Source organism: Bacillus sp. Xin1, assembly GCF_013314535.1.
In the GTDB taxonomy this organism is placed as follows: Bacteria; Bacillota; Bacilli; order Bacillales; family Bacillaceae_G; genus Bacillus_A.
The window spans coordinates 1-20,190 of the sequence record NZ_JABUAE010000004.1 but is presented as its reverse complement, the minus strand read 5'-3'; the positions used below and the strand labels follow the sequence as shown (position 1 = coordinate 20,190).

Below are 20,190 nucleotides of genomic sequence, written 5' to 3'. Positions count from 1 at the left end.
CATTCACCTCTCACAGACAATCCGTTTTTTCGTAATCTCTTCTAATCTTTCCCGGTTTACATCATATCCAAACCCAGGACCAGTTGGGACAATCACTTTCCCTCCTTGCAACGTTACTTCTGGTGAAATGATATCTCGCTGCCAATGCCTACTCGAAGCTGAAATATCACCGGGAATTGTAAAGTTTTGAAGTGATGCCAGCGCAATATTTTGTGCACGTGAAATTCCCATTTCAACCATACCACCGCACCAAACTGGAATATCATGTGCTTTGCAATAATCATGAACTTGAATGGATTCAGTTAATCCCCCGACTCGGCCCGGCTTGATATTTACAATGCGACAGCTTCCCAATGTAATGGCTACTCTTGCATCTTCTAAGCTATGAATACTCTCGTCCAAACAAATAGGTGTCTCGATTTGTTTTTGTAGTTTAGCATGATCGAGAAAATCGTTATCAGCTAAAGGCTGTTCAATCATCATTAACTGAAACTCATCTAATCTCTTTAATTTCTCAGTATCTGCTAGCGTATACGCTGAATTTGCATCTACCATTAAAGGAACCTGTGGAAATGCTTTTCGTATTTCCTTCAATAGCTCATAATCAAGTTCCGGCTTGATTTTCACTTTAAATCGCTGATATCCTTCTGCTGCATACATTTCAATTCGTTTTAACATATTCGGAATTGTATCTAAACCAATCACAACGCCGACTTCAATTTCTCGCTGCGTTCCTCCAAGTAAAGTTGCTAACGATTTGTTTTGACGTTTCGCATACAAATCCCATACCGCACCTTCTATTCCCGCTTTCGCCATCCGGTTCCGCTTTATATGCTGAAAAAGATTAGGGATTTCATTTGGATGCATAACTTCAGCTTTCAGTAAATCTGGCAATAAAAAATCTTGAAGCATATGAAGTGCCGTTGTTATGGTTTCTTCTGTGTACCATGGCTCTGAGAAAGCAACAACTTCCCCAAAACCAATATATCCGTCCGTATCCTCTAGCTCAATGACAATACTTTCACGCGTCTTATACGTTCCGTAACTTGCGGCAAAAGGAGTAACAAGCGGCATTTCGGTTATATAAAGCGTCACTTTTTTAAACTTCATCTACATTTCCTCCGGCAACTGCCTTAGTTCCCGTCTTAACAATTTTTTCGAAGCATTACGTGGTAATTCTGATAAGAAATGCACTTCTTTTGGCACTTTATATTTCGCTAATTTTTCTTCACAAAAACGAATAATTTCTTCTTCTGTTACATGTCCTGCTTTGACAATAAAGGCAGCTGGCACTTGTCCCCACTTTTCATCCGCTTTCCCAACAACACCAGCTTCCCCTACCGCAGGATGCGCAAGCAATACTTCTTCAATTTGTGCTGGATAAATATTTTCTCCGCCTGAAATAATTAAATCACTGCGACGATCCAATACATATAAGAACCCTTCTTCATCTAAATAGCCAAGGTCTCCTGTGTGAAGCCAGCCATTTGCTATCGTTTCACGCGTTGCGTCTTCTCGTTTAAAATAACCACGTGTCACATTCGGTCCTTTTACAACAATCTCACCTTCAACATTTGGCGGCATAACCCTACCATCCTTCTCTATTCGAAGTTGACATGGGAAAAGAGGTTTTCCTGCTGAACCGACTTTCTTTAACATGTAGTCAGCTGATAACGTACAAATTTGTGAAGATGTTTCCGTCATTCCATACGTTTGATATACAGGAATTCCTTTTGCTACACATGTTTCTAGTAGCGGCCTTGGTGCTGGCCCTCCGCCTAATAACATGCAGCGTAAAGAGTTTGGATATGTTTCTTCTCCAAGCCTTTCTAATAAGTCCATCAGCATTTTAGATACAACCGATATGATTGTTACTCCCTGAGTTTTTATTGCCTCATGAATGAAATCAGGATCATATTTCGGAACGAGTAAAACGCGCATACCGTACATCACATTTTTCATTAATAAAGATAATCCGCCCACATGAAACATTGGCATACACGCTAACCAACAATCGTCATCACGAAGCCCTAAATTAAGTGACGATCCAACGGCACTCTCCCAGTGATTACCGTATGTTAAGATAACCCCTTTTGGCTTACCAGTTGTCCCTGACGTATAAATAATTGTCATCACTTCTTCTAACGAGAACTCCTCTTGAACAACTGCCGTTTTCTTCGGTCCATGCATTACTTCTTCAAATATGTAAACAGGTACCTGCTCCGTTTCAAATTCTCGGTCCGTTATTAAGCAAACAACTTCAGCATCTTCCATTTGCCAAAGTAGCTCTTCTCTTGAAAGACGTGTATTTAGAAGTACCGCTACTGCCCCTATATAAGATAAGGCATGAACTACCGTAATCATCTCCGTACCATTTTTCATCAGAACAGCCACTTTTTGACCTTTTTCTACTTGTAAGTATGAAAAGTGTTCACAAACAGATAATACTTTTTCATGTAATTTTGCAAAGCTCATTCTCTCTTCTTTTGTCTCAATTGCAATGCGCTCTGGCGTTAAAAAAGCACGTTGCATTAACCAATTGGGCATTGTCTCCATTACACATTCTCCTTTCATGAAAGAAAGAGACTTGATATAGAATCAAGTCTCTTTTTGTTTCCGCTTTTGATCTTATCCAGCTACAGCGGCTAGAACAGTCGGCTTCGCTTTTGATCAAGGGAAACGAGGGAATTGTCCGAAGTCTGGACGGCGTTTTTCTTTGAACGCGTCACGGCCTTCTTTTGCTTCGTCAGTTGTGTAGTACAGTAACGTTGCGTCTCCCGCTAGTTGCTGGATACCAGCTAAACCGTCTGTATCTGCATTGAATGCAGCTTTTAAGAAACGAAGTGCCATTGGGCTGTTTGCTAAGATTTCTTCTGCCCATTGTACTGTCTCTGCTTCTAATTGATCTAATGGTACAACTGTGTTTACTAAGCCCATATCAAGTGCTTCTTGCGCACTGTATTGACGGCATAAGTACCAAATTTCACGAGCTTTCTTATGACCTACCATACGAGCTAAATAGCCAGCACCGTATCCACCATCAAAGCTACCTACTTTAGGACCAGTTTGTCCGAATACAGCGTTGTCTGCTGCGATTGTTAAGTCACATACGATATGAAGTACGTGTCCACCGCCAATTGCATAACCTGCTACCATTGCGATAACTGGTTTAGGGATTGCGCGAATTAGACGTTGTAAGTCTAATACGTTTAAGCGTGGGATTTGGTCCTCACCTACATATCCGCCATGACCGCGAACTTTTTGGTCGCCGCCAGAACAGAATGCACGTCCACCTTCCCCAGTTAAAACGATAACGCCAACATTTGCATCATCACGAGCGTGTGCAAAAGCATCGATTAACTCCATTACCGTTTTCGGACGGAATGCGTTATGTACTTCAGGACGGTTAATCGAAATCTTTGCGATACCATTGTATGTGGAATAAATAATATCTTCGTAATTGCCTTCTTTTACCCATTCAATAGCCATTACTCTTACCTCCTTTTTATTATGCTAATGGTTGTCCACTAGCCCCTTTATAAGCTTCACTCTCTTCAAAAGAAAAAAGTGTCACTGTATGGTTTTTAGAAATCCCTCTACTATTGTACCAAACTTTTGCGGTTGTTCCACATGAATTGCATGGCCAGCCTCGCGAATTTTGACAAATTTCGCATGAGGGATGCATTTTTTCATGTTTGTAAGGATTTGAAAAAACTTTTGATCATACTCTCCATTCATTAAAAGAACAGGCATTTTGAGTCTTTCAAGCTGATTCCACCATGAAGGTTGCGCCCCTGTTCCCATGCCCCTAAGGCTATTTGCAAGTCCTCTTGGGGTATTGGCTAGTCTCTCTTTTCGAACTGCTTCTTTCACGCCTTGTGGTAATTTTTTTTGCGTTGCAAACAACGGAATATTTTCCCACTTATTTACGAATGCTTCTATGCCTTCGAATTCGATTTGATCTGCGAGCTGTTCATCGCGCGCGCGGCGTTCTTGCCGATCCGATTCCACCTCAAGCCCAGCTGTACAATTTTCTAATAAAAGAGATTTCACACGGCCTGGATATAAGCATGCCATCGTAATCGCAAGCCTTCCGCCCATCGAATAACCAAGTATATGTGCTTTTTCAATATTTAAATGATCGAGTAATGTCGTCATTTGAAGTGCTACGTTTTGAATATCATAATGCGTCATTTCCTCCGGACTTTCCGTGTTCCCGTGACCAACTAGATCCAAAGTGATAACTTGAAATTGTTCGCTCCATGAAGAAATAAATGGGCGCCACGTTTTCATGCTACCCGTAAAACCATGAAGAAGTAGTAGCGGTTCTCCACTACCTACCACCTCATATTCATATGCTACACCTTCTAGCGTTACTTTCATTCCGTTTCACCTTGCAAAATTTCCGTAACAACCTTCGATGTACTTGCCCATAAATCACGGTGCAGCTTTAAGTTCTCGTCACGATTCGTACAAATTTCTACAACATGTAATCCTTTTTCAGTTGTTCCTTTTTGCACTTCGTTACGAAATGCTTCCCAGCCATTTACACGCGCAAATGAACCACCGTACATGTTTACAACATGTTCATAATCCAGTCCAAGCGGCGTTCCGAATAATGTTTCAAAATGTTCTTTTGACTCGTATTGCGGTAGGAATGAGAAAATACCACCACCATCATTATTGACAACAACAATTGTTACGTTTAAATCATGTAATTTTGCTGCTAGAAGTCCATTTAAATCGTGATAAAATGATAAATCACCGATGACTAATACAAGTGGTTCACAAACCATACTAGCGCCTAGGGCTGTTGAAATAATCCCATCAATACCATTCACACCACGATTTGCCATTACATTGATTCTTTTATCTGTTGTAAAAAAGAACGTATCTGTATCACGAATTGGCATACTATTGCTGGCAAATAAAGTCGCTCCCTCTGGCAGTACATGCACGATGTCTGTAATCACTTTTCCTTCAAATGCTGTTTCATAAGTTTCGATTTCACGAAGCTGTTCCTTCGTTGTATCGTTTATATGTTTCCATATCACGTACCAATCATTCTTTTCTCGCTTTTGCATATGATCTATCATTGCTTTACAGAACGAGACATCACTTGCACATACAACTTCCGTCGCTACAAGGGCTGCATCTCTCCATTTTCCTGATTCATCTACAACGATATGAACAGCATTCTCTTGTTTCTTTATATATTGCGTTAATGCTTTTGATACAGGCATACCACCAAAACGAATGATTACTTCTGGCTTCCATGTATCCTTTAACAATTCGTTTCGTAAAAATGTATCATAACAATCCATTACCATTGATTTATCATGCTCGCCGCTTCTGAGACCGGAAAGTGGATCTGCTAAAATCGGATATCCGGTTTGCTCAGCAAGCTCCGTGATAACTTCAACGATTTCTGGATGACTATCGTCCCCACAAACAATAAGCCCCTTTTCCATACTTGAAAGGCGCTCTGTAAGAGAACGTACATATTCACTCGTCATCGTCATATTTCCTTGATGAACTGCCCCTGTATATTCACCACGACCCTTTTCCCATAAATTCTCTAAAGAGAAATCAGGAATGAGCGGTTCCCGAAGTGGGAAGTTAATATGGACAGGTCCCTTTGGCGCAAGCGATGCACTTGCAATAGCGCGCCCAGCTGTCATACGGGCATAATGATACATAGGATCCCTAGCTTCTGGCAGTGCCATCTCCATAAACTGTTTTACAAAAGAACCATATAAATTCAATTGATTCATTGCCTGCGGTGCACCAACATCTCTTAGTTCATGCGGTCTATCTGCTGTTAAAACAAGAAGTGGTACACGTGAATGAAAAGCTTCACAAATTGCTGGATAATAGTTCGCTGCCGCTGTTCCTGATGTACATAAAATTGCTACAGGACGATTCTTCGCTTTCGCAATACCAAGCGCGAAAAAGGCAGCTGATCGTTCATCTACATGTAAATACGTTTGTATCTGTTCATGTCGCTCCATCAATAAGGCTAGCGGTGTTGACCGTGAGCCTGGACTAATGACAACATCATATACATTTAGACGCGCTAGTTCGTCCACAAACGCGCCTAAATAATATGATAATGCTTCTATATGATTATTCATTTCATTAATTCCTCCAAAGCACCAAGCATCGGTCTAAACTTCAAACTTGTTTCTTCATATTCAAGTTGCGGAACTGAATCAATCACAATACCGCAACCGGCAAATAAGGATGCCTTATTACCATTTAATAATCCGCACCGCAAGGCGACTGCAAATTCACCGTTCCCCTTGTCATCTATCCAACCGATTGGTGCTCCGTACAGTCCACGGTCTAATAATTCTACATCACGAATTAATTTCATCGCCGCGTGGCTAGGTGTGCCACCAAGAGCTGGCGTCGGGTGGAGTTCTTCTACCATTGTCAGAAGGGATGCATCACCTTTTGCTTCCACTGGTGTATATAAATGTAGTAAATTTTTTGTTTTTAATAATCCTGGACGTTCTGGAATAGTAACAGACTCACAATGTTCATTTAATACGCCGCGAATCATATTTACTACATAGCCATGCTCTGCTAAATTCTTTTCATCATGAAGAAGCATCTCGCCATTTTGCTTACTGTCTTCTATAGAGTTACCATGACCAATCGAGCCAGCAAGACACATCGATGTAAATTTCTCGCCTTCTTTACGAATTAATCTTTCAGGCGTTGCTCCTAAGAAGCATGCCCCTTTATAATCAAAGGAAAATACGTAACAATCCGGCTGACCGATGCGGAGCGCTTCTAAAATACGAGCAGAATCAATATTTCGATCCATCACTAGTTTTAGCTCTCTTGCTAATACAACCTTCTGTACGCTTCCTTTTTTCATTTCTTCTTGCACTTTTACAATCGCATTCATCCAGCCCTTTGGATCAACTTCTACTTTAGAATTTACTGCTAATTTTGCTTCTGTAAGTGGCCCTTTACATTCGTGTAAAATTCTTTCTTCTAAAGAAACAATTTCTTCATAAACCATCTGTACAGAGTCCCCAACTGAAATAAATGTATTTATTGTTAACCATGCTTTTTCATTTTTCACTGTTAAAAGAAAAGCCGGTAACGATAATGTTGTATCTTTAAATTCTTTCCACAGATCCGTTTGCTCTTTTTCTGGATCAAATGAAAAGCCACCAAATAAAAGTGGACCCGTTCCAAATTCATATTCTTCCCTATGAACAATTGCTTTCTCCTGCACTTTATTCCACTCTTCACAGGCATATTGAAAGCGCTTGTCAGAAGATTTTGCTATAGTGAAAACAGAGCCAATTCCCGCAAATATTACATGCTGAGCTGGGTCTGCAAAATAACATCTATTTTCGGATGCAATGCTTCTTCCTGCTGCATAAAAAAGAAGCGGATCCATCCAATCTATTTGTTTTACAAAACTGACCAATGTTTTTTCATCAGTTGCATATTCAATCGCTGCAGTAAGTATTTCTTGTAAATCTTTTTGTTTCGTCTGAATCACAAAGTCTCCCCCCTATGGGCGAAAAATAGTCATAAATACGCTTGATTTTAAGATACACCTCAAACGAAACCCCTGTCAACGTTTAGCATTTCTGAGAAATTCACCTTCTCTTCCTAGAAAATAAACGTTGACACTAAATGATGCTTTTCCTACACTTAATTGTGTACTTTATGTGAACTAGGAGGATTCAAAATGGAAATAAAAATGAAAACAAATTCCCCTCCCATGCCGCCAAAGCCAAATAAACAAACAGGCTGGCGCATTTGGTGGAGTTTATTACGTCCTCATACATTAACAGCTGCTTTTGTTCCTGTTTTTATCGGAACAGCGTATGCCATGCAAGTAGGGGGTATTAATCAAATACATCTCCCTCTTTTCTTTATCATGCTTCTTGCTTGTCTTCTCATTCAAGCGGCAACAAACATGTTTAACGAATACTTTGATTATAAAAGAGGATTAGATCATGAAGGTTCTGTTGGTATCGGCGGGGCAATTGTTCGCGACGGTATTCAGCCAAAAACAGTACTGAACTTAGCATTTGGATTTTTCGGTATCGCGATGCTATTAGGCGTTTATATTTGTATGAACTCTAGCTGGTGGCTTGCTGCAATCGGTCTTGTGTGTATGGCTGTTGCTTACCTTTATACAGGTGGCCCAATTCCAATTGCTTATACACCTTTTGGAGAATTAACAGCAGGATTATTTATGGGTGTTATTATTATTGGTATTTCTTTCTTCATTCAGACTGGAACTGTAACATCAGAAATTATTTTAGTATCCATTCCAAATTCGATTTTAATTGGTGCAATTTTACTTTCCAATAACATTCGTGATCTAGATGGAGACAAAGAAAACGGTCGTAACACATTAGCAATTATCGTTGGACGTGAAAATGCAATTGGTGTCCTTGCTTCTATGTTTATCATTTCCTACATTTGGACGATTGCCCTAATCATTGTTGGAATCGTATCTCCATGGATGTTGATTGTATTCCTAAGTACACCGAAAGCATTCAAAGCAACAAAAGGATTTATCGGCAAAAGCATTCCAATGGAAATGGCACCTGCAATGATTGCAACTGCAAAAACAAATACAATCTTCGGATTTTTAATGGGAATCGGCCTACTACTTGGGTATTTCCTATAGGGAAGGGAGCTGCTAGGCAGCTCTCCTTTTTCATTTTCAAAATATATCGGCGTTTTTTCAAATATATCGACCGCAACTCCAATTATATCAGCACAAATTGAAATATATCAGCGATTCGACACAACATATCGACCACTCGACATGTAACGACACCACTACTTCCCTAAATTCCTCCTCATATTTCCCGAATTCCGGCTCATACTACATAAAGAAACCGAATTGTAGGAAGGTGGATACAATGTTAACTCCACAACAAATCAATCAATTTAAATCCATGTTAGAAAAGCAACAACAAGAACTAGAACAAACACTTCAAAATCATGAAAATGAAGATCGTGCTTCTGAACGGGAATCTGTAGGAGAATTATCTGCTTATGATAATCATCCTGGGGACATGGGTACAGAATTATATGAACGAGAAAAAGATTTCGGACTGATTGAATTTTGGCATAAGCAACTGCAAGATACAAAGCATGCCTTGCAAAAAATCGAAGCTGGCACATACGGTATTTGCGAAGTTTCTGGTGAAGAAATTCCACTAGAACGATTAGAAGCAATGCCGACTGCTACGACCTGTATCCAACATACAACAAATAAATTAAACATGAGCGCACGCCCTATTGAAGAAGAATTAGTAGAGCCACCGTTTGGCAAATATGATATGGACAGTGCCGTAGGATACGATGCAGAGGATGCTTGGCAAGATGTCGCTTTATATGGAACTTCAGAAACGCCATCCGATTTAGAACGCCGCGACTCTAAAAACTTCGATGAAATGTATGTAGATGCTGAAGAACCACGTGGTTATGTAGAAGACTTCGAGAACTTCATCGGAACAGATATGTATGGAAAGAATCCACAAGTATACGCGACAGAAGAGCATGAAGAATATGAACAAATGCTGGATGATTTTGAAGAACGTACTTACAAAGGTGAATTATCTTCAGATGAGTCTGGTTCGAAGGCATAAAAAAGCATTCCGAAATTCGGAATGCTTTTTCTCGCTAGCTAATTAGTTTTTTGTAACGTTAGCAGCTTGTGGTCCACGGTTACCTTCAACGATTTCGAAAGAAACTTCTTGACCTTCTTCTAAAGTTTTGAAGCCGTCGCCTTGGATAGCTGAGAAATGTACGAATACATCATCTCCACCTTCAACTTCGATGAAACCGAAACCTTTTTCGCTGTTAAACCATTTAACTTTACCTGTTTGCATGTCATGTACCTCCTAAATAAAAATGAAACTATGAATCCACATGAAAAGGTGGATATAAAGGACATGAATGTATCTCAGACCTAATGCCTTGAATTAAACACGCTTTATTTCCGTACCACATTATGTAGCTCAATAGTGATTTCACTATATCATGCTCTATCAAAAACGTCAAATGAGAACACTTTCATTTCAGCATTTTTCTTATATTTTTTAAACTATTAACAAAATCTGGAAACTACATAAATACAAACTGATATAAAACCTTTCTTTTTAGATGGGAAAGAGCGTCCAGCCATGTATAGAAGCGGTCAGATCCTCTTTCAGCCTCATTACCAAGCGAAAGAAGAAAACAAGTGCAAATCTACTATTTCTTTTCATAACAGCAACTTATATGTCGAAAAATCAAAATGGCTTTTTATTTGAAAATTAACAAAACGATAGTTTTCTAATCTCTTTAATTTCTGTACAATATTAGTATCCACTACATAAGAGGTGAAAAAATGAAAGCACATGAAATTGAGTATAAATTATACGGCGATGATATGCAGTTCGTTGAAATTGAATTAGATCCAGAGGAAAGTGTTATAGCAGAAGCTGGCGCAATGATGATGATGGAAGACCATATTGAAATGGAAACAGTCTTCGGCGACGGTGCTGGAAAATCTGGCGGCCTATTCGGCAAACTAATGGGTGCTGGAAAGCGTCTCGTTACAGGTGAAAGTATGTTTATGACTGTATTTACAAACACAGGTCACGGCAAACGTCACGTATCATTTGCTGCGCCTTATCCTGGGAAAATCGTTCCAGTTGATTTAAGAGAATATCAAGGCAAAGTGGTTTGTCAAAAAGATGCTTTCCTTTGCGCAGCCAAAGGGGTTTCGATTGGAATTGAATTTACAAAAAAAATCGGTAGCGGCTTTTTCGGCGGGGAAGGCTTCATTATGCAAAAACTTGAAGGTGACGGACTTGCTTTCATGCATGCAGGTGGAACAGTTTATAAACGAGACCTAAAACCTGGCGAGAGATTACGTATCGATACAGGGTGTCTCGTTGCAATGACGAAAGATGTTGACTATGATATTCAATTTGTAGGCAATGTAAAAACTGCTCTATTCGGCGGGGAAGGTTTATTCTTCGCAACGTTAGAAGGTCCTGGAACGGTTTGGCTTCAATCCTTGACATTAAGCCGTTTAGCTGCACGCCTTACAAACCCTGCAGCTCAAAGTAGCGGGGAAGGTAGCGTTTTAGGAGGACTTGGTCGCCTTCTTGATGGAAAAGAGTAAAGTTCAAATCGCTACGTCATAAGACGTAGCGATTGTTTTTTATTTATCCGTTTCTACTTCATTTGGACTATACATACCGTTTTGAATCATATAATACTCCATCGCTCGGTTTAACCAGTCCTCTTCTTCTTCTGTATATGGAGAAGGAATTATCTGCTCATATTGTTCCTCCATATTTTCTAATTCTCCAAAAGAGCGCAGTGCTTCTTGCCCAACGTATGTAAGACTTGCCTTCATATGTTTATCAACAAGCTGTTGCACCTCTGAATCATGGACTGGCTTTCCGAATAATCTCTTTACTTCCTTCGACAACTGAATAAATTCTTTATCCAATGCTACCATCTCTTCTTCAGATTTATCGTATAATCGATCAACAACTCCCTTATCTATGTATTCCTCAAGCCATAAGCGTTGTTCATTTTCTTTTTGTATACTACGTATTAAAGTCATCAGAATGTCACTGTCTATTTGCCCTTCGTCCTCTAATAAAGTAATCGTTCGATGAATCGCTTTTAGAGAAGTTTCGATATGTCTCTTTTTTTCTTCAAAAGCTTTTTTCTGACTTTGTAAAGTTTCTTTCAAGCTTCCGTTAAAGCTTTCCCTATTTACCATTACACAGATTTCATCTAAGCTATATCCTAAAAATTTTAAACTCACAATTTTTTGCAATGTTAATATATCCGATCTTTTATATATGCGATGCCCGGAACTAGGATGTTTTTCAGGTGTAAGTAACCCAATTTCGTCGTAATAATGTAGTGTTCGTGCTGATGTGCCTGTTTGTTTCGAAAACTCTCCAATTGAATAATTTTCACTGTTACTCATCTCTTATTCCCCCTACATTCTTTTTACCAATGCGGTTACCTCAATCATACTCCCTCACGTAACTGTAGGTTCAAGTTTTAATTTCCTTTCAATCTCCTCAAAGAATGATTCCACCTACCCACTCATATATTGAACTATTACTTCTTCTTAAGGAGGGCTTCCTTGATGCGTGCTCCTTTATCCTTTGATAAAGATACTGCCATATTGTTAGCTTCTTGTTGCGAGTTAACATATGATCAATATAAACAAAATGGTGTTTTTCAAATACCTGATGATTTTCAATATGTACAAGGTTTTCAAGCAAAGGTAATACAAACAACAGAATGGTTTGGCTTCATATTAGAATCTGAAGATACCATCATTGTTGCCTTTCGGGGAACACAAACGGATCCTGAGTGGCTGATTGATTCACTTGTAAACCAAAAACCTTATCCATACGCATTAAACAGCGGGAACGTCCATAACGGCTTTCTCTCTATTTATGAATCATGCCGTGATACGATTATGGATATGCTCGTCTCTTTGCCATCACATAAAAAGCTGCTCGCCACAGGACATAGCCTTGGCGGGGCACTTGCCACACTGCACATATTAGACGCACGAGTGAATACTGCGTTTGCACAATATGGTCTCTATAACTTCGCTTCTCCAAAAGTTGGCGATATTACTTTTCGAAACTACTATAAACTGCAAGTAGCAAGTAGCTTTCGCTTTGTTAATTTATTCGATGTCGTCCCGCTTCTTCCACCGCGCAAAGTACATTTTAATGACCATGACTGGGAGTATGCACATGTTCATCACAACATGACATTTACGAAAAATACAAAATCTATCACCAACAATCACGCTATGACAACATACAAAACATGTCTGACTTCTCACTTTTAAACCGGAAACATTTGGAAATGAAATGATAGTATATTATAATAATATATAAATCCAATTTGATTTTCTAACAGGTAAATTATGGCTATGAAGAACAGACAGGGACTTTCACTCATTTTCTCCTTCTGTTTTCACATGGCATGGGGCTAAAAAGGCACCGACCGCTTCTATACATGGCCGGATGCTCTCACCCATCTGAAAAGAATGGTTTGATGTTCGTTTTTTAATTTGGATTTATATATGTAACTAACTTCGGATGAGGGGACCATACATGCTAAAATATTTCTTTGCACTTTTTCTTGTTCTATTATTTGCAGTTACAGGTTTCTTTACATTCTCATACTTTGCTACGGAGGAATATGGGGGAACTGGTATAATTTATTCAGTCAATCCTTACATTTCAGTAACAAACTACAACAACTAGTCAAAACCGCTTGGAAACTTCCAAGCGGTTTTGATTTTACCAGACATTATTATATTCTTATTTTAAAAGAGAATATACCTTGGAATCACAATATTTCTCATTAATTTTTACGCTTTGTCTCAACTTGCCTTCATAGATCATCTCTAACTTTTACATCACTCGTTCAGATGCTATATTTTTCACATCACATCTTCCTTCAATGCGATTCAAGCTTAATTCCTGGAAACCAAATTTTATAAGTTCTCCTAAAGCTTCAACATTAAGCGTTCTCTAAATATGAAGGGATACACTTGTAATAACGCAATGTTTAAAGTATTTAAAACAGGATTCGATAATGAAACACATTTCACTTCACTTGAACAGCTGATTCTTAAACTAAATGATTATGTTCACTAATTTAATAACATTGGAATACACGAGACACTGAACTATCGAATGACAGTAGAATTTAAGTAACAGTCCTTATACAAGTTATCTAGTTTAATGCGGACATTCTAAACTTAATTGCATATAAAAGAATAATAAATATTTCTTCTTTTATGTAATGATTTATTTCTTCATTCATTTCTTCATTTATTTCCTGGGATTTAACACTACGTTCATGTAAATATAATCCACGATTCCAGGGTGACAATTCTTTAGATAACAACAGCTTTGACCTTTAATAATATGCTTACTAAATAATGTTTTTTATACTCCTTGTTTGCATAAAAATATGTATATTTGAATATTATATCAATCTACAGTATGAACAAATTTAGTGTGACTAACTAGAAACAAAAAGCATTTTTGTATTTTTATGAATAATATTCAATTATATTCTTCATAATTAAAGACAAGGATAAGATTAACTATCCTTGTCTTTCTAATTACTTAATTTTAAGTGCAGTCAAAATTCACGAGATTAGCAGCATACAAAAATACTATTTGGACAATCGTCCGTTACTGAACATGCCCAACCGCAACCTGCTGCTTCTTGTAATTCTTCATCAGTTAGTGTCATTACAACATTTTTTAACTCTTCCATTTTTTTGCCCCCTAATTTTTTTAACGTAATATAAAAATATAAATATATATAATTGAAATTTATAATTGCTATTTCAAATTAACAACAGACAAAAATACTATTTGGACAATCATCTGTTACTGAACATGCCCAACCACAACCTGCTGCTTCTTGTAGTTCCTCATCAGTTAATGTCATTACAACATTTTTTAATTCTCCCATTTTTTCCACCCCCTATTTTATTTTTGGTCCTTGCGAAATTCATTATGTAGAAAATTTTGTATAATAAAAGTATTTTTTTTTTAAATACTTTTATTGTAAAAAAACGTTCTTGTTTCAAGTTTTTTGGACCTTGAGAAAAAATTAAAAGACTCTTGGAAAATGAGAAAATTTAAAAGAAAACACTCCAAAAAAGATATCGTGATGTATCTAAGTTTTTGTGAGGCGGTTCATTCAACAATCACTATAAGGTGACTTTTTTAATTTATGCATAAAAAAATAAAAAGAAAAAGACCTTTATAAAAATAACTTTGCAATAGAACCCCTTACATCTAACTAGCATTTTTCATAAAAAAGCTTAACATGTCATGTAATTTTAAATACAAAATAGACAATCAGAAAGAAAAATACCGTATATGATTAAAAGATTGCGTTTTTTACTCATGAATCTTTTTATGTTGAATCGTAAACTTAATATAGCAATAAGTTGAGAGGAGCAAATATGATGAATGCATTAGTATCTGCAAAAAATGTAACAAAGATTTATAACAAGAATCAATTACCTGGACTTGATAAAGTATCTTTGGATATAAATTCAGGTGAATTTGTTGGCATTATGGGGGCATCTGGATCTGGGAAGACAACTTTATTAAATATCCTATCAACCATTGATACACCTACAGATGGAGATATTTTTATAGATAATATTAATATTAAAACACTTGATGATAATAAATCTGCGGATTTTAGGAAAGATCATTTAGGCTTTATTTTTCAAGAGTATTTCTTACTTGATAGTTTAACAGTGAAGGAAAATATTGCTGTGCCACTTACTCTGTTAAAAAAATCCCCAAAAGAAATTGAGTCGACAATAGAAAATTTAGCAAAGCGTTTTGGGATATTCGAACAATTATCCAAGTACCCTAGTCAACTTTCTGGAGGGCAAAAACAAAGAGTTGCAGCAGCAAGAGCGATTGCGAAACAGCCAAGTATTTTATTTGCAGATGAACCGACAGGCGCGTTAGATTCAAACTCTGCAACAGAGCTACTTCAAAAATTAAGGGAGGTAAATGAGGAACTTCATACAACAATTTTAATGGTAACCCATGACGTTTATGCAGCAAGTTTTTCAAGTAGAATCCTAATATTTAAAGATGGAAATATCATAAAAGAATTAAGAAGAAATGGACAGGATAGAAAAGATTTTTTTGAAGAGATATTAAAAGAAATCTCTAAAATTGATGAAAATCGATATAACTAAAGGTATGAAAGGAAGGCATAACTGTGGGATTATTAACAATAGCAAAAAAGAATCTGAAGAATAACTTTTCCTTCTATTCGTTCTATTTCGTTTCAGTAGCTTTTGTGCTGATGGTGTTTTTCTCCTTTATTTCTTTTTCCATGAACGATATTATCATGGAAAAGATTTCGTCTGATGGTAGAGTAGAAACAATGTCGAGAACGGTAGCAATCTTTGTTATGACATTTGTATTATTTTATATGTCATACTCCAATACTTTCTTTATGAAAAAAAGAATGAAAGAACTTGGAATTTATTCCCTATTGGGGTATCGAAAGTCAACAATGCTAAAACTATTAACCTTTGAAAATATTATAATTTGTTTTACTGCTCTAATTGTAGGAATTGCTTTTGGTGCTATTGCTCATAAAGGAATTGTCGAAGCGATAGTCAGCGTACTAAAATTACAAATCAATACTTCTGAAGTACCACTTATTAATCCTGATGCAGTATTATTCACTTTTATTTTTATATTTGCTGTTTTGACTGTTTTATGTTTATCAAATTGGATAATTCTTCGAAAAAGTTCCTTACTGACTTTGGTACGTATGGAAAAAAAAGAAGAAAAGAAAGTGAAAATCAATACAGCTTTCTCGTTACTGGGATTATTCTTAATTTTAATGGGTTATTTCTTAGCGATTGATATTACAAGAGGAACTAAATCATTGTGGAAAACGATAGGGTTTTCACCAATCGCACTTTTAACAATGTTAAGTGTAGTACTAGGGACAATTTTCTTTATTCACTCTTTTTTACCCTACGCTATTCAAAAATTGAAGAAAAAGAAAAGCTGGTTTTATAAGGAATCGAATATTATTATCATTCCAAACTTTATATTTAAAATCCGTTCGAAGGCAAAAACTTTAATTTTGTTAACTTTACTAGCTGCAGGAACTTTGGCTATATTCGGTTCCACCATATTAACTCTCTACTATCCTGTTGCTGCTACAGAACGTATTATACCGTCAGCTATTGAGTTTCCAGTGGAAGATAAGCAATTAGCTACTGAAGCAATTAAAATTGTGCAAAATACTGTCGGCAAAGAAAATATGAAATATAAAGAAACAACTATTATTCACGGAACATCTTCTTCTGAAAATTTACCTAAAGAATATAGTGCAAAAAAAGAACATGGCTTTGATCTTATCTCTGAATCCGATTACAAGGAATTAATAAATATTCAGGGCAAAAATGTAGACTTTAAGAATTTAACTAAAAATGAAAGTGTCTTAGTAAAATATCGACCTGAAAAAGAAAAGCTAGATAAAGGGAAAATATATACTTTGAATTTAACGCCTACAAATAACGTGGATATAAAAGTAAAAGACACTACATTACTTAATCCAATCGGATTTGCAAATAGTGTAGGAACTCTTATCATTTCAGACCAACTTTACAAAGAAATAAAGGCCTTAGGGCTTAAAGAAAAAAATATGATGAGCTTTAATGGAGCAGATATGAGAGATAACAAGGAAGTTTATGAAAACTTAGCTCCACTATTTAAAAACAATATTTATTTTACAAGTAGTTACCAAAAAAATGATTACATTATTGGACAGAATAGCTCAACATTCTTGCTCATTAGTTTTGTTACTATCATCTTCTTTATTGCAACAGGTAGTATTCTCTATTTCCATAACCTTTCGAACATGATGTCAAACAAAAATGAATTTATAATTTTAAAAAGAATGGGATATAGCAAGAAAAAAATAAAAAGAATAATAAGTAAAGAAGTTTTTACGTTATTTAGCATTCCCTACGTATTAGGGTTAGCACATAGTATTTTTGCACTGATAGCCTATAAAACTGCTTTAATGGATGACTTATTAGGAAAAAACAGTGCCTTTATATTACCTATTCTTTTTGCAGTAATTATTTTTACTCTGGTGTATATCATTTATTATTTGTTAACAAAAAGAGCATGTTATAAAATCATATTTAACGATAAAAAGTAAAAATCTACAGATAAGGCTGGTGATAGTCAACCAGCATCAGCTTTATCTGTATTTAATATAGTAAAGGTACGTGAGTTTATGAAAAAGCACTATGAGCAAAAACAAATTTTTATTTTAATTAATCAACTTTGTATGATTATTTTTTTATGTTACGAATTTTTACAGAATAATATTATAGGAACAGCAAAGTTGCTCCCCCTAATGCTTATAACGATAATGTCTATTTATGGAGCATACATCCGCTTTTTAAACATAAAAGACAATAACACACTATCACAATTTTCTAATTTGCTACTCATTGCTTCATGGCAGTTTTTACTTACACTTAATGAGGGGGAGATTTTTCATACATTAAGTATGCTACTTAGTGTATTGGTTCTATATAAGACCGTACAATTTTTGCTCCTATTCTTTTTCCAAGATTCTATCTATACTTATAAAAAAGAAAAAGATTGGATTTTACAGATTACATGTTTATTAACATTGGTTGCGAACTTGATAAACGATAAAATATTTGCCATTCTATTTTCATGTCAATGGATCTTTAGTTTTAGTTGTATTATCTTTCTATTCTTGAAGCATCGTAAACGAATTAAATTTGTCTTCAAAAGCGAAAGAAAGCATTTACTCAAATCTGTTACTATTCTCATTTTTCCCTTTATTTTATATGCTATGTTGTTTGCAGAGAGCCCCGAATATTTAAGTAATTTAGGGTGGTATATCGTGATCCTGTTACCCTTATTTAGTATTCATGCGATAGCTTTTAAAAACCATATATCTATGAAGCAATATTTTCTCTTAAAAGAAGGGAAAATGTTCTTTATGTTTTTATGTTTTCTTGTTTTTATTAGTTCGCTTGGGATGTTGTTTAGATTTAATATGATTACCTATTTCATCATTATACATACAATTTTTTGGTTTGTTCAACTTTATTTCACGTTATTATTTCAAGACACAAAAAATACTATCTTAAATTTGGATACAGAAGAACTAAAAACCTTGCCAAAGAGCTCTTATGTTCATAATCTCATACAAATAGCTAAAGAGGAAAAATTAAAAAATGACTTTTCAGATTATTTACACGATGACATATTACAAGATATATTAGCTGTTAAAAATATGATGAATAAATCTAACAAAGAAGAGATTCGCGAAATAATAATAGAAACGCTAGGTAACTTAAACCAATCAATACGCGTACAAATGCAAGAATATCATCCAACCCTATTAAAAACACTCACATTAAAAGAGAATTATAGCAATTTGCTTGAGATGATACAGCAAAAATATGGAATGCAAAATATTGATATATCTTTTAAGTGTAATGAAAATTTATTTTTAGTTGAACCCTATCATCTTGTTATATATCGAATTTTAAAAGAATTGGTAACGAATGCATTCAAACATTCGAAATGTTCTAAGGTAGTTTTGAGTTTGACACAAGAAAATGGTGAAATAGAACTTATAGTAAAAGATAATGGTAAAGGCCTGATGACCACTGAAACGGACATTCTTAATGGCCATAGGGGATTGAATTCGATTAAAGAACAGCTATTTTTATTAAACGGTAAAATGACAATTTCAGAGTGCAACCCTTCTGGTTTATGTGTTACTATTCTTATTCCCATGGAAGGAGATGATTCCTATGAATATTTTATTAATAGATGATCATGCTTTATTTGCAAAAAGTCTGGAGATGGCCTTGGAGGATTATCCTGACATAAACCAATTCCGTTCATTACAAAATGTTGAAAATGTCATTACAATTATCAATGAGTTTAAACCAGACATTACCTTATTAGATATTAATTTAAGTAACATCAGTAGTGAAGATGGTTTAGGGGTAGCAAAAATTATTTTAGATAGTAAATGTAATACAAAAATAGTTATATTAACAGGCTATGATTTACCTGTTTACCAATATGAAGCTCAAAAACTAGGGGTAAGTGGTTTTATTAATAAAAACGTTTTGCCAGAAGCATTATTACAAATATTAAACAAAATTAATAAGGGCGCGTGCTATTTTCCAATATCTACAGAAAATATAGAAGAATTGACTAATAGTGAAAAACAAATTTTACAATTACTATGCGATGGATATAAGCGTAAAGAAATTGCTTCTATGTTATATGCTAGCGACCGTACAATCTCCAACCATATTCAGCGTATATTTAATAAGTTAGATGTTTCCTCTGCGTTAGAAGCTGTAACTAAGGGAATAAAGTTAGGCTATATTCAACCTAATTATTAAAAACGTTCCTATTACAAAGTTTTTATGCAGACAGACATTGGCAGGATGTGTTCTGTTACAAAGTTATTTAAAACAGAACACATCCTGCCAACTTCAAATGATTATACAACAGTTATCCCCTGTAATTCGTTATACACCGAAAAGACGGATTCCTTTTG

General features: G+C 35.9%; 20 protein-coding genes and 1 pseudogene. 10 read left to right on the top strand and 11 right to left on the bottom strand.

Annotation, left to right across the window (positions count from 1 at the left end; all coding sequences use genetic code 11):
• Window positions 1-3: 3 nt before the first annotated feature.
• The 6 genes from menC to HRG09_RS06730 form a co-directional block, all read right to left on the bottom strand.
• Window positions 4-1,110, bottom strand: coding sequence for an o-succinylbenzoate synthase (menC, locus tag HRG09_RS06755; RefSeq protein WP_174100012.1), 1,107 nt, complete (start codon window positions 1,108-1,110; stop codon window positions 4-6).
• Window positions 1,111-2,556, bottom strand: coding sequence for an o-succinylbenzoate--CoA ligase (locus HRG09_RS06750; protein ID WP_174100010.1), 1,446 nt, complete (start codon window positions 2,554-2,556; stop codon window positions 1,111-1,113). It abuts the gene before it with no gap.
• A gap of 114 nt (window positions 2,557-2,670) precedes the next feature.
• Window positions 2,671-3,489 carry a 1,4-dihydroxy-2-naphthoyl-CoA synthase gene (gene menB / locus HRG09_RS06745; protein ID WP_174100008.1) on the bottom strand — a complete coding sequence of 273 codons (819 nt, stop codon included), beginning with the start codon at window positions 3,487-3,489 and terminating at the stop codon, window positions 2,671-2,673.
• Between the two features lie 81 nt (window positions 3,490-3,570).
• Window positions 3,571-4,383 carry a 2-succinyl-6-hydroxy-2,4-cyclohexadiene-1-carboxylate synthase gene (gene menH, locus HRG09_RS06740; RefSeq protein ID WP_174100007.1) on the bottom strand — a complete coding sequence of 271 codons (813 nt, stop codon included), beginning with the start codon at window positions 4,381-4,383 and terminating at the stop codon, window positions 3,571-3,573.
• A complete protein-coding gene (menD, locus tag HRG09_RS06735) occupies window positions 4,380-6,134 on the bottom strand; it encodes a 2-succinyl-5-enolpyruvyl-6-hydroxy-3-cyclohexene-1-carboxylic-acid synthase (RefSeq protein ID WP_174100006.1) in 1,755 nt (584 codons plus the stop codon). Before menD ends, menH begins: the two co-directional genes overlap by 4 nt.
• Complete coding sequence (locus HRG09_RS06730; RefSeq protein WP_174100005.1) at window positions 6,131-7,525, bottom strand: isochorismate synthase; 1,395 nt, start codon at window positions 7,523-7,525, stop codon at window positions 6,131-6,133. The genes menD and HRG09_RS06730 overlap by 4 nt, the downstream gene beginning before the upstream one ends.
• A 192-nt stretch (window positions 7,526-7,717) precedes the next feature.
• Between HRG09_RS06730 and HRG09_RS06725 the strand changes: the two genes are divergently transcribed.
• Window positions 7,718-8,671 (top strand): 1,4-dihydroxy-2-naphthoate polyprenyltransferase, encoded by a 954-nt coding sequence (locus HRG09_RS06725; RefSeq protein ID WP_174100004.1) that lies wholly within the window; start codon window positions 7,718-7,720, stop codon window positions 8,669-8,671.
• Window positions 8,672-8,909: 238 nt separating this feature from the next.
• Window positions 8,910-9,641 carry a yteA family sporulation protein gene (locus HRG09_RS06720; RefSeq protein WP_174100003.1) on the top strand — a complete coding sequence of 244 codons (732 nt, stop codon included), beginning with the start codon at window positions 8,910-8,912 and terminating at the stop codon, window positions 9,639-9,641.
• Window positions 9,642-9,683: 42 nt separating this feature from the next.
• Here the strand turns inward: HRG09_RS06720 and cspD are convergent, their stop codons facing one another.
• Window positions 9,684-9,884 (bottom strand): cold-shock protein CspD, encoded by a 201-nt coding sequence (gene cspD / locus HRG09_RS06715; RefSeq protein ID WP_001193054.1) that lies wholly within the window; start codon window positions 9,882-9,884, stop codon window positions 9,684-9,686.
• 500 nt (window positions 9,885-10,384) lie between these two features.
• On the opposite strand from cspD, the gene HRG09_RS06710 reads away from it, so the two are divergent.
• Window positions 10,385-11,167: a TIGR00266 family protein gene (locus tag HRG09_RS06710; RefSeq protein WP_174100002.1), complete on the top strand. Its 783-nt coding sequence runs from the start codon at window positions 10,385-10,387 to the stop codon at window positions 11,165-11,167.
• 39 nt (window positions 11,168-11,206) lie between these two features.
• Here the strand turns inward: HRG09_RS06710 and HRG09_RS06705 are convergent, their stop codons facing one another.
• Entirely contained in the window at window positions 11,207-11,992 is a 786-nt protein-coding gene (locus HRG09_RS06705; RefSeq protein ID WP_174100001.1) for a MerR family transcriptional regulator, read from the bottom strand.
• Between the two features lie 165 nt (window positions 11,993-12,157).
• On the opposite strand from HRG09_RS06705, the gene HRG09_RS06700 reads away from it, so the two are divergent.
• Both HRG09_RS06700 and HRG09_RS06695 read left to right on the top strand, forming a co-directional pair.
• A complete protein-coding gene (locus tag HRG09_RS06700; RefSeq protein WP_174100000.1) occupies window positions 12,158-12,880 on the top strand; it encodes a lipase family protein in 723 nt (240 codons plus the stop codon).
• A gap of 268 nt (window positions 12,881-13,148) precedes the next feature.
• A complete protein-coding gene (locus HRG09_RS06695) occupies window positions 13,149-13,301 on the top strand; it encodes a hypothetical protein (protein WP_174099998.1) in 153 nt (50 codons plus the stop codon).
• 57 nt (window positions 13,302-13,358) lie between these two features.
• Here the strand turns inward: HRG09_RS06695 and HRG09_RS28765 are convergent.
• Window positions 13,359-13,559: pseudogene (locus HRG09_RS28765) on the bottom strand (GNAT family N-acetyltransferase); the annotation flags it as partial.
• Window positions 13,560-13,577: 18 nt separating this feature from the next.
• On the opposite strand from HRG09_RS28765, the gene HRG09_RS29640 reads away from it, so the two are divergent.
• Entirely contained in the window at window positions 13,578-13,697 is a 120-nt protein-coding gene (locus tag HRG09_RS29640) for an IS3 family transposase (RefSeq protein WP_174099997.1), read from the top strand.
• Window positions 13,698-14,205: 508 nt separating this feature from the next.
• Here HRG09_RS29640 and HRG09_RS29355 read toward each other — a convergent pair.
• The gene (locus HRG09_RS29355; protein ID WP_174099995.1) at window positions 14,206-14,328 is read right to left on the bottom strand and encodes a type A2 lantipeptide; all 123 of its coding nucleotides are present in this window, start codon (window positions 14,326-14,328) and stop codon (window positions 14,206-14,208) included.
• Window positions 14,329-14,406: 78 nt separating this feature from the next.
• Window positions 14,407-14,529: a type A2 lantipeptide gene (locus HRG09_RS29350; RefSeq protein WP_174099993.1), complete on the bottom strand. Its 123-nt coding sequence runs from the start codon at window positions 14,527-14,529 to the stop codon at window positions 14,407-14,409.
• Between the two features lie 502 nt (window positions 14,530-15,031).
• Here HRG09_RS29350 and HRG09_RS06675 point away from each other — a divergent pair.
• From HRG09_RS06675 to HRG09_RS06660, 4 genes are all read left to right on the top strand, one after another.
• Entirely contained in the window at window positions 15,032-15,787 is a 756-nt protein-coding gene (locus HRG09_RS06675) for an ABC transporter ATP-binding protein (RefSeq protein WP_174099991.1), read from the top strand.
• A gap of 23 nt (window positions 15,788-15,810) precedes the next feature.
• Window positions 15,811-17,781: an ABC transporter permease gene (locus tag HRG09_RS06670; RefSeq protein ID WP_174099990.1), complete on the top strand. Its 1,971-nt coding sequence runs from the start codon at window positions 15,811-15,813 to the stop codon at window positions 17,779-17,781.
• 78 nt (window positions 17,782-17,859) lie between these two features.
• Entirely contained in the window at window positions 17,860-19,449 is a 1,590-nt protein-coding gene (locus HRG09_RS06665; RefSeq protein WP_174099988.1) for a sensor histidine kinase, read from the top strand.
• Window positions 19,418-20,032: a response regulator transcription factor gene (locus HRG09_RS06660; protein ID WP_174099987.1), complete on the top strand. Its 615-nt coding sequence runs from the start codon at window positions 19,418-19,420 to the stop codon at window positions 20,030-20,032. Before HRG09_RS06665 ends, HRG09_RS06660 begins: the two co-directional genes overlap by 32 nt.
• Window positions 20,033-20,190 lie beyond the last annotated feature (158 nt).

Coding starts and splice junctions, on each gene's coding strand:
- cspD (WP_001193054.1), bottom strand. CDS start 9,884: ATGCAAACAGGTAAAGTTAAATGGTTTAACAGCGAAAAAGGTTTCGGT.
- menC (WP_174100012.1), bottom strand. CDS start 1,110: ATGAAGTTTAAAAAAGTGACGCTTTATATAACCGAAATGCCGCTTGTT.
- menB (WP_174100008.1), bottom strand. CDS start 3,489: ATGGCTATTGAATGGGTAAAAGAAGGCAATTACGAAGATATTATTTAT.
- HRG09_RS06710 (WP_174100002.1), top strand. CDS start 10,385: ATGAAAGCACATGAAATTGAGTATAAATTATACGGCGATGATATGCAG.
- HRG09_RS06695 (WP_174099998.1), top strand. CDS start 13,149: ATGCTAAAATATTTCTTTGCACTTTTTCTTGTTCTATTATTTGCAGTT.
- HRG09_RS29640 (WP_174099997.1), top strand. CDS start 13,578: ATGAAGGGATACACTTGTAATAACGCAATGTTTAAAGTATTTAAAACA.
- HRG09_RS06750 (WP_174100010.1), bottom strand. CDS start 2,556: ATGGAGACAATGCCCAATTGGTTAATGCAACGTGCTTTTTTAACGCCA.
- HRG09_RS06675 (WP_174099991.1), top strand. CDS start 15,032: ATGAATGCATTAGTATCTGCAAAAAATGTAACAAAGATTTATAACAAG.
- HRG09_RS06665 (WP_174099988.1), top strand. CDS start 17,860: ATGAAAAAGCACTATGAGCAAAAACAAATTTTTATTTTAATTAATCAA.
- menD (WP_174100006.1), bottom strand. CDS start 6,134: ATGAATAATCATATAGAAGCATTATCATATTATTTAGGCGCGTTTGTG.
- HRG09_RS06700 (WP_174100000.1), top strand. CDS start 12,158: ATGCGTGCTCCTTTATCCTTTGATAAAGATACTGCCATATTGTTAGCT.
- HRG09_RS29355 (WP_174099995.1), bottom strand. CDS start 14,328: ATGGAAGAGTTAAAAAATGTTGTAATGACACTAACTGATGAAGAATTA.
- HRG09_RS06725 (WP_174100004.1), top strand. CDS start 7,718: ATGGAAATAAAAATGAAAACAAATTCCCCTCCCATGCCGCCAAAGCCA.
- HRG09_RS06660 (WP_174099987.1), top strand. CDS start 19,418: ATGATTCCTATGAATATTTTATTAATAGATGATCATGCTTTATTTGCA.
- menH (WP_174100007.1), bottom strand. CDS start 4,383: ATGAAAGTAACGCTAGAAGGTGTAGCATATGAATATGAGGTGGTAGGT.
- HRG09_RS06720 (WP_174100003.1), top strand. CDS start 8,910: ATGTTAACTCCACAACAAATCAATCAATTTAAATCCATGTTAGAAAAG.
- HRG09_RS29350 (WP_174099993.1), bottom strand. CDS start 14,529: ATGGGAGAATTAAAAAATGTTGTAATGACATTAACTGATGAGGAACTA.
- HRG09_RS06705 (WP_174100001.1), bottom strand. CDS start 11,992: ATGAGTAACAGTGAAAATTATTCAATTGGAGAGTTTTCGAAACAAACA.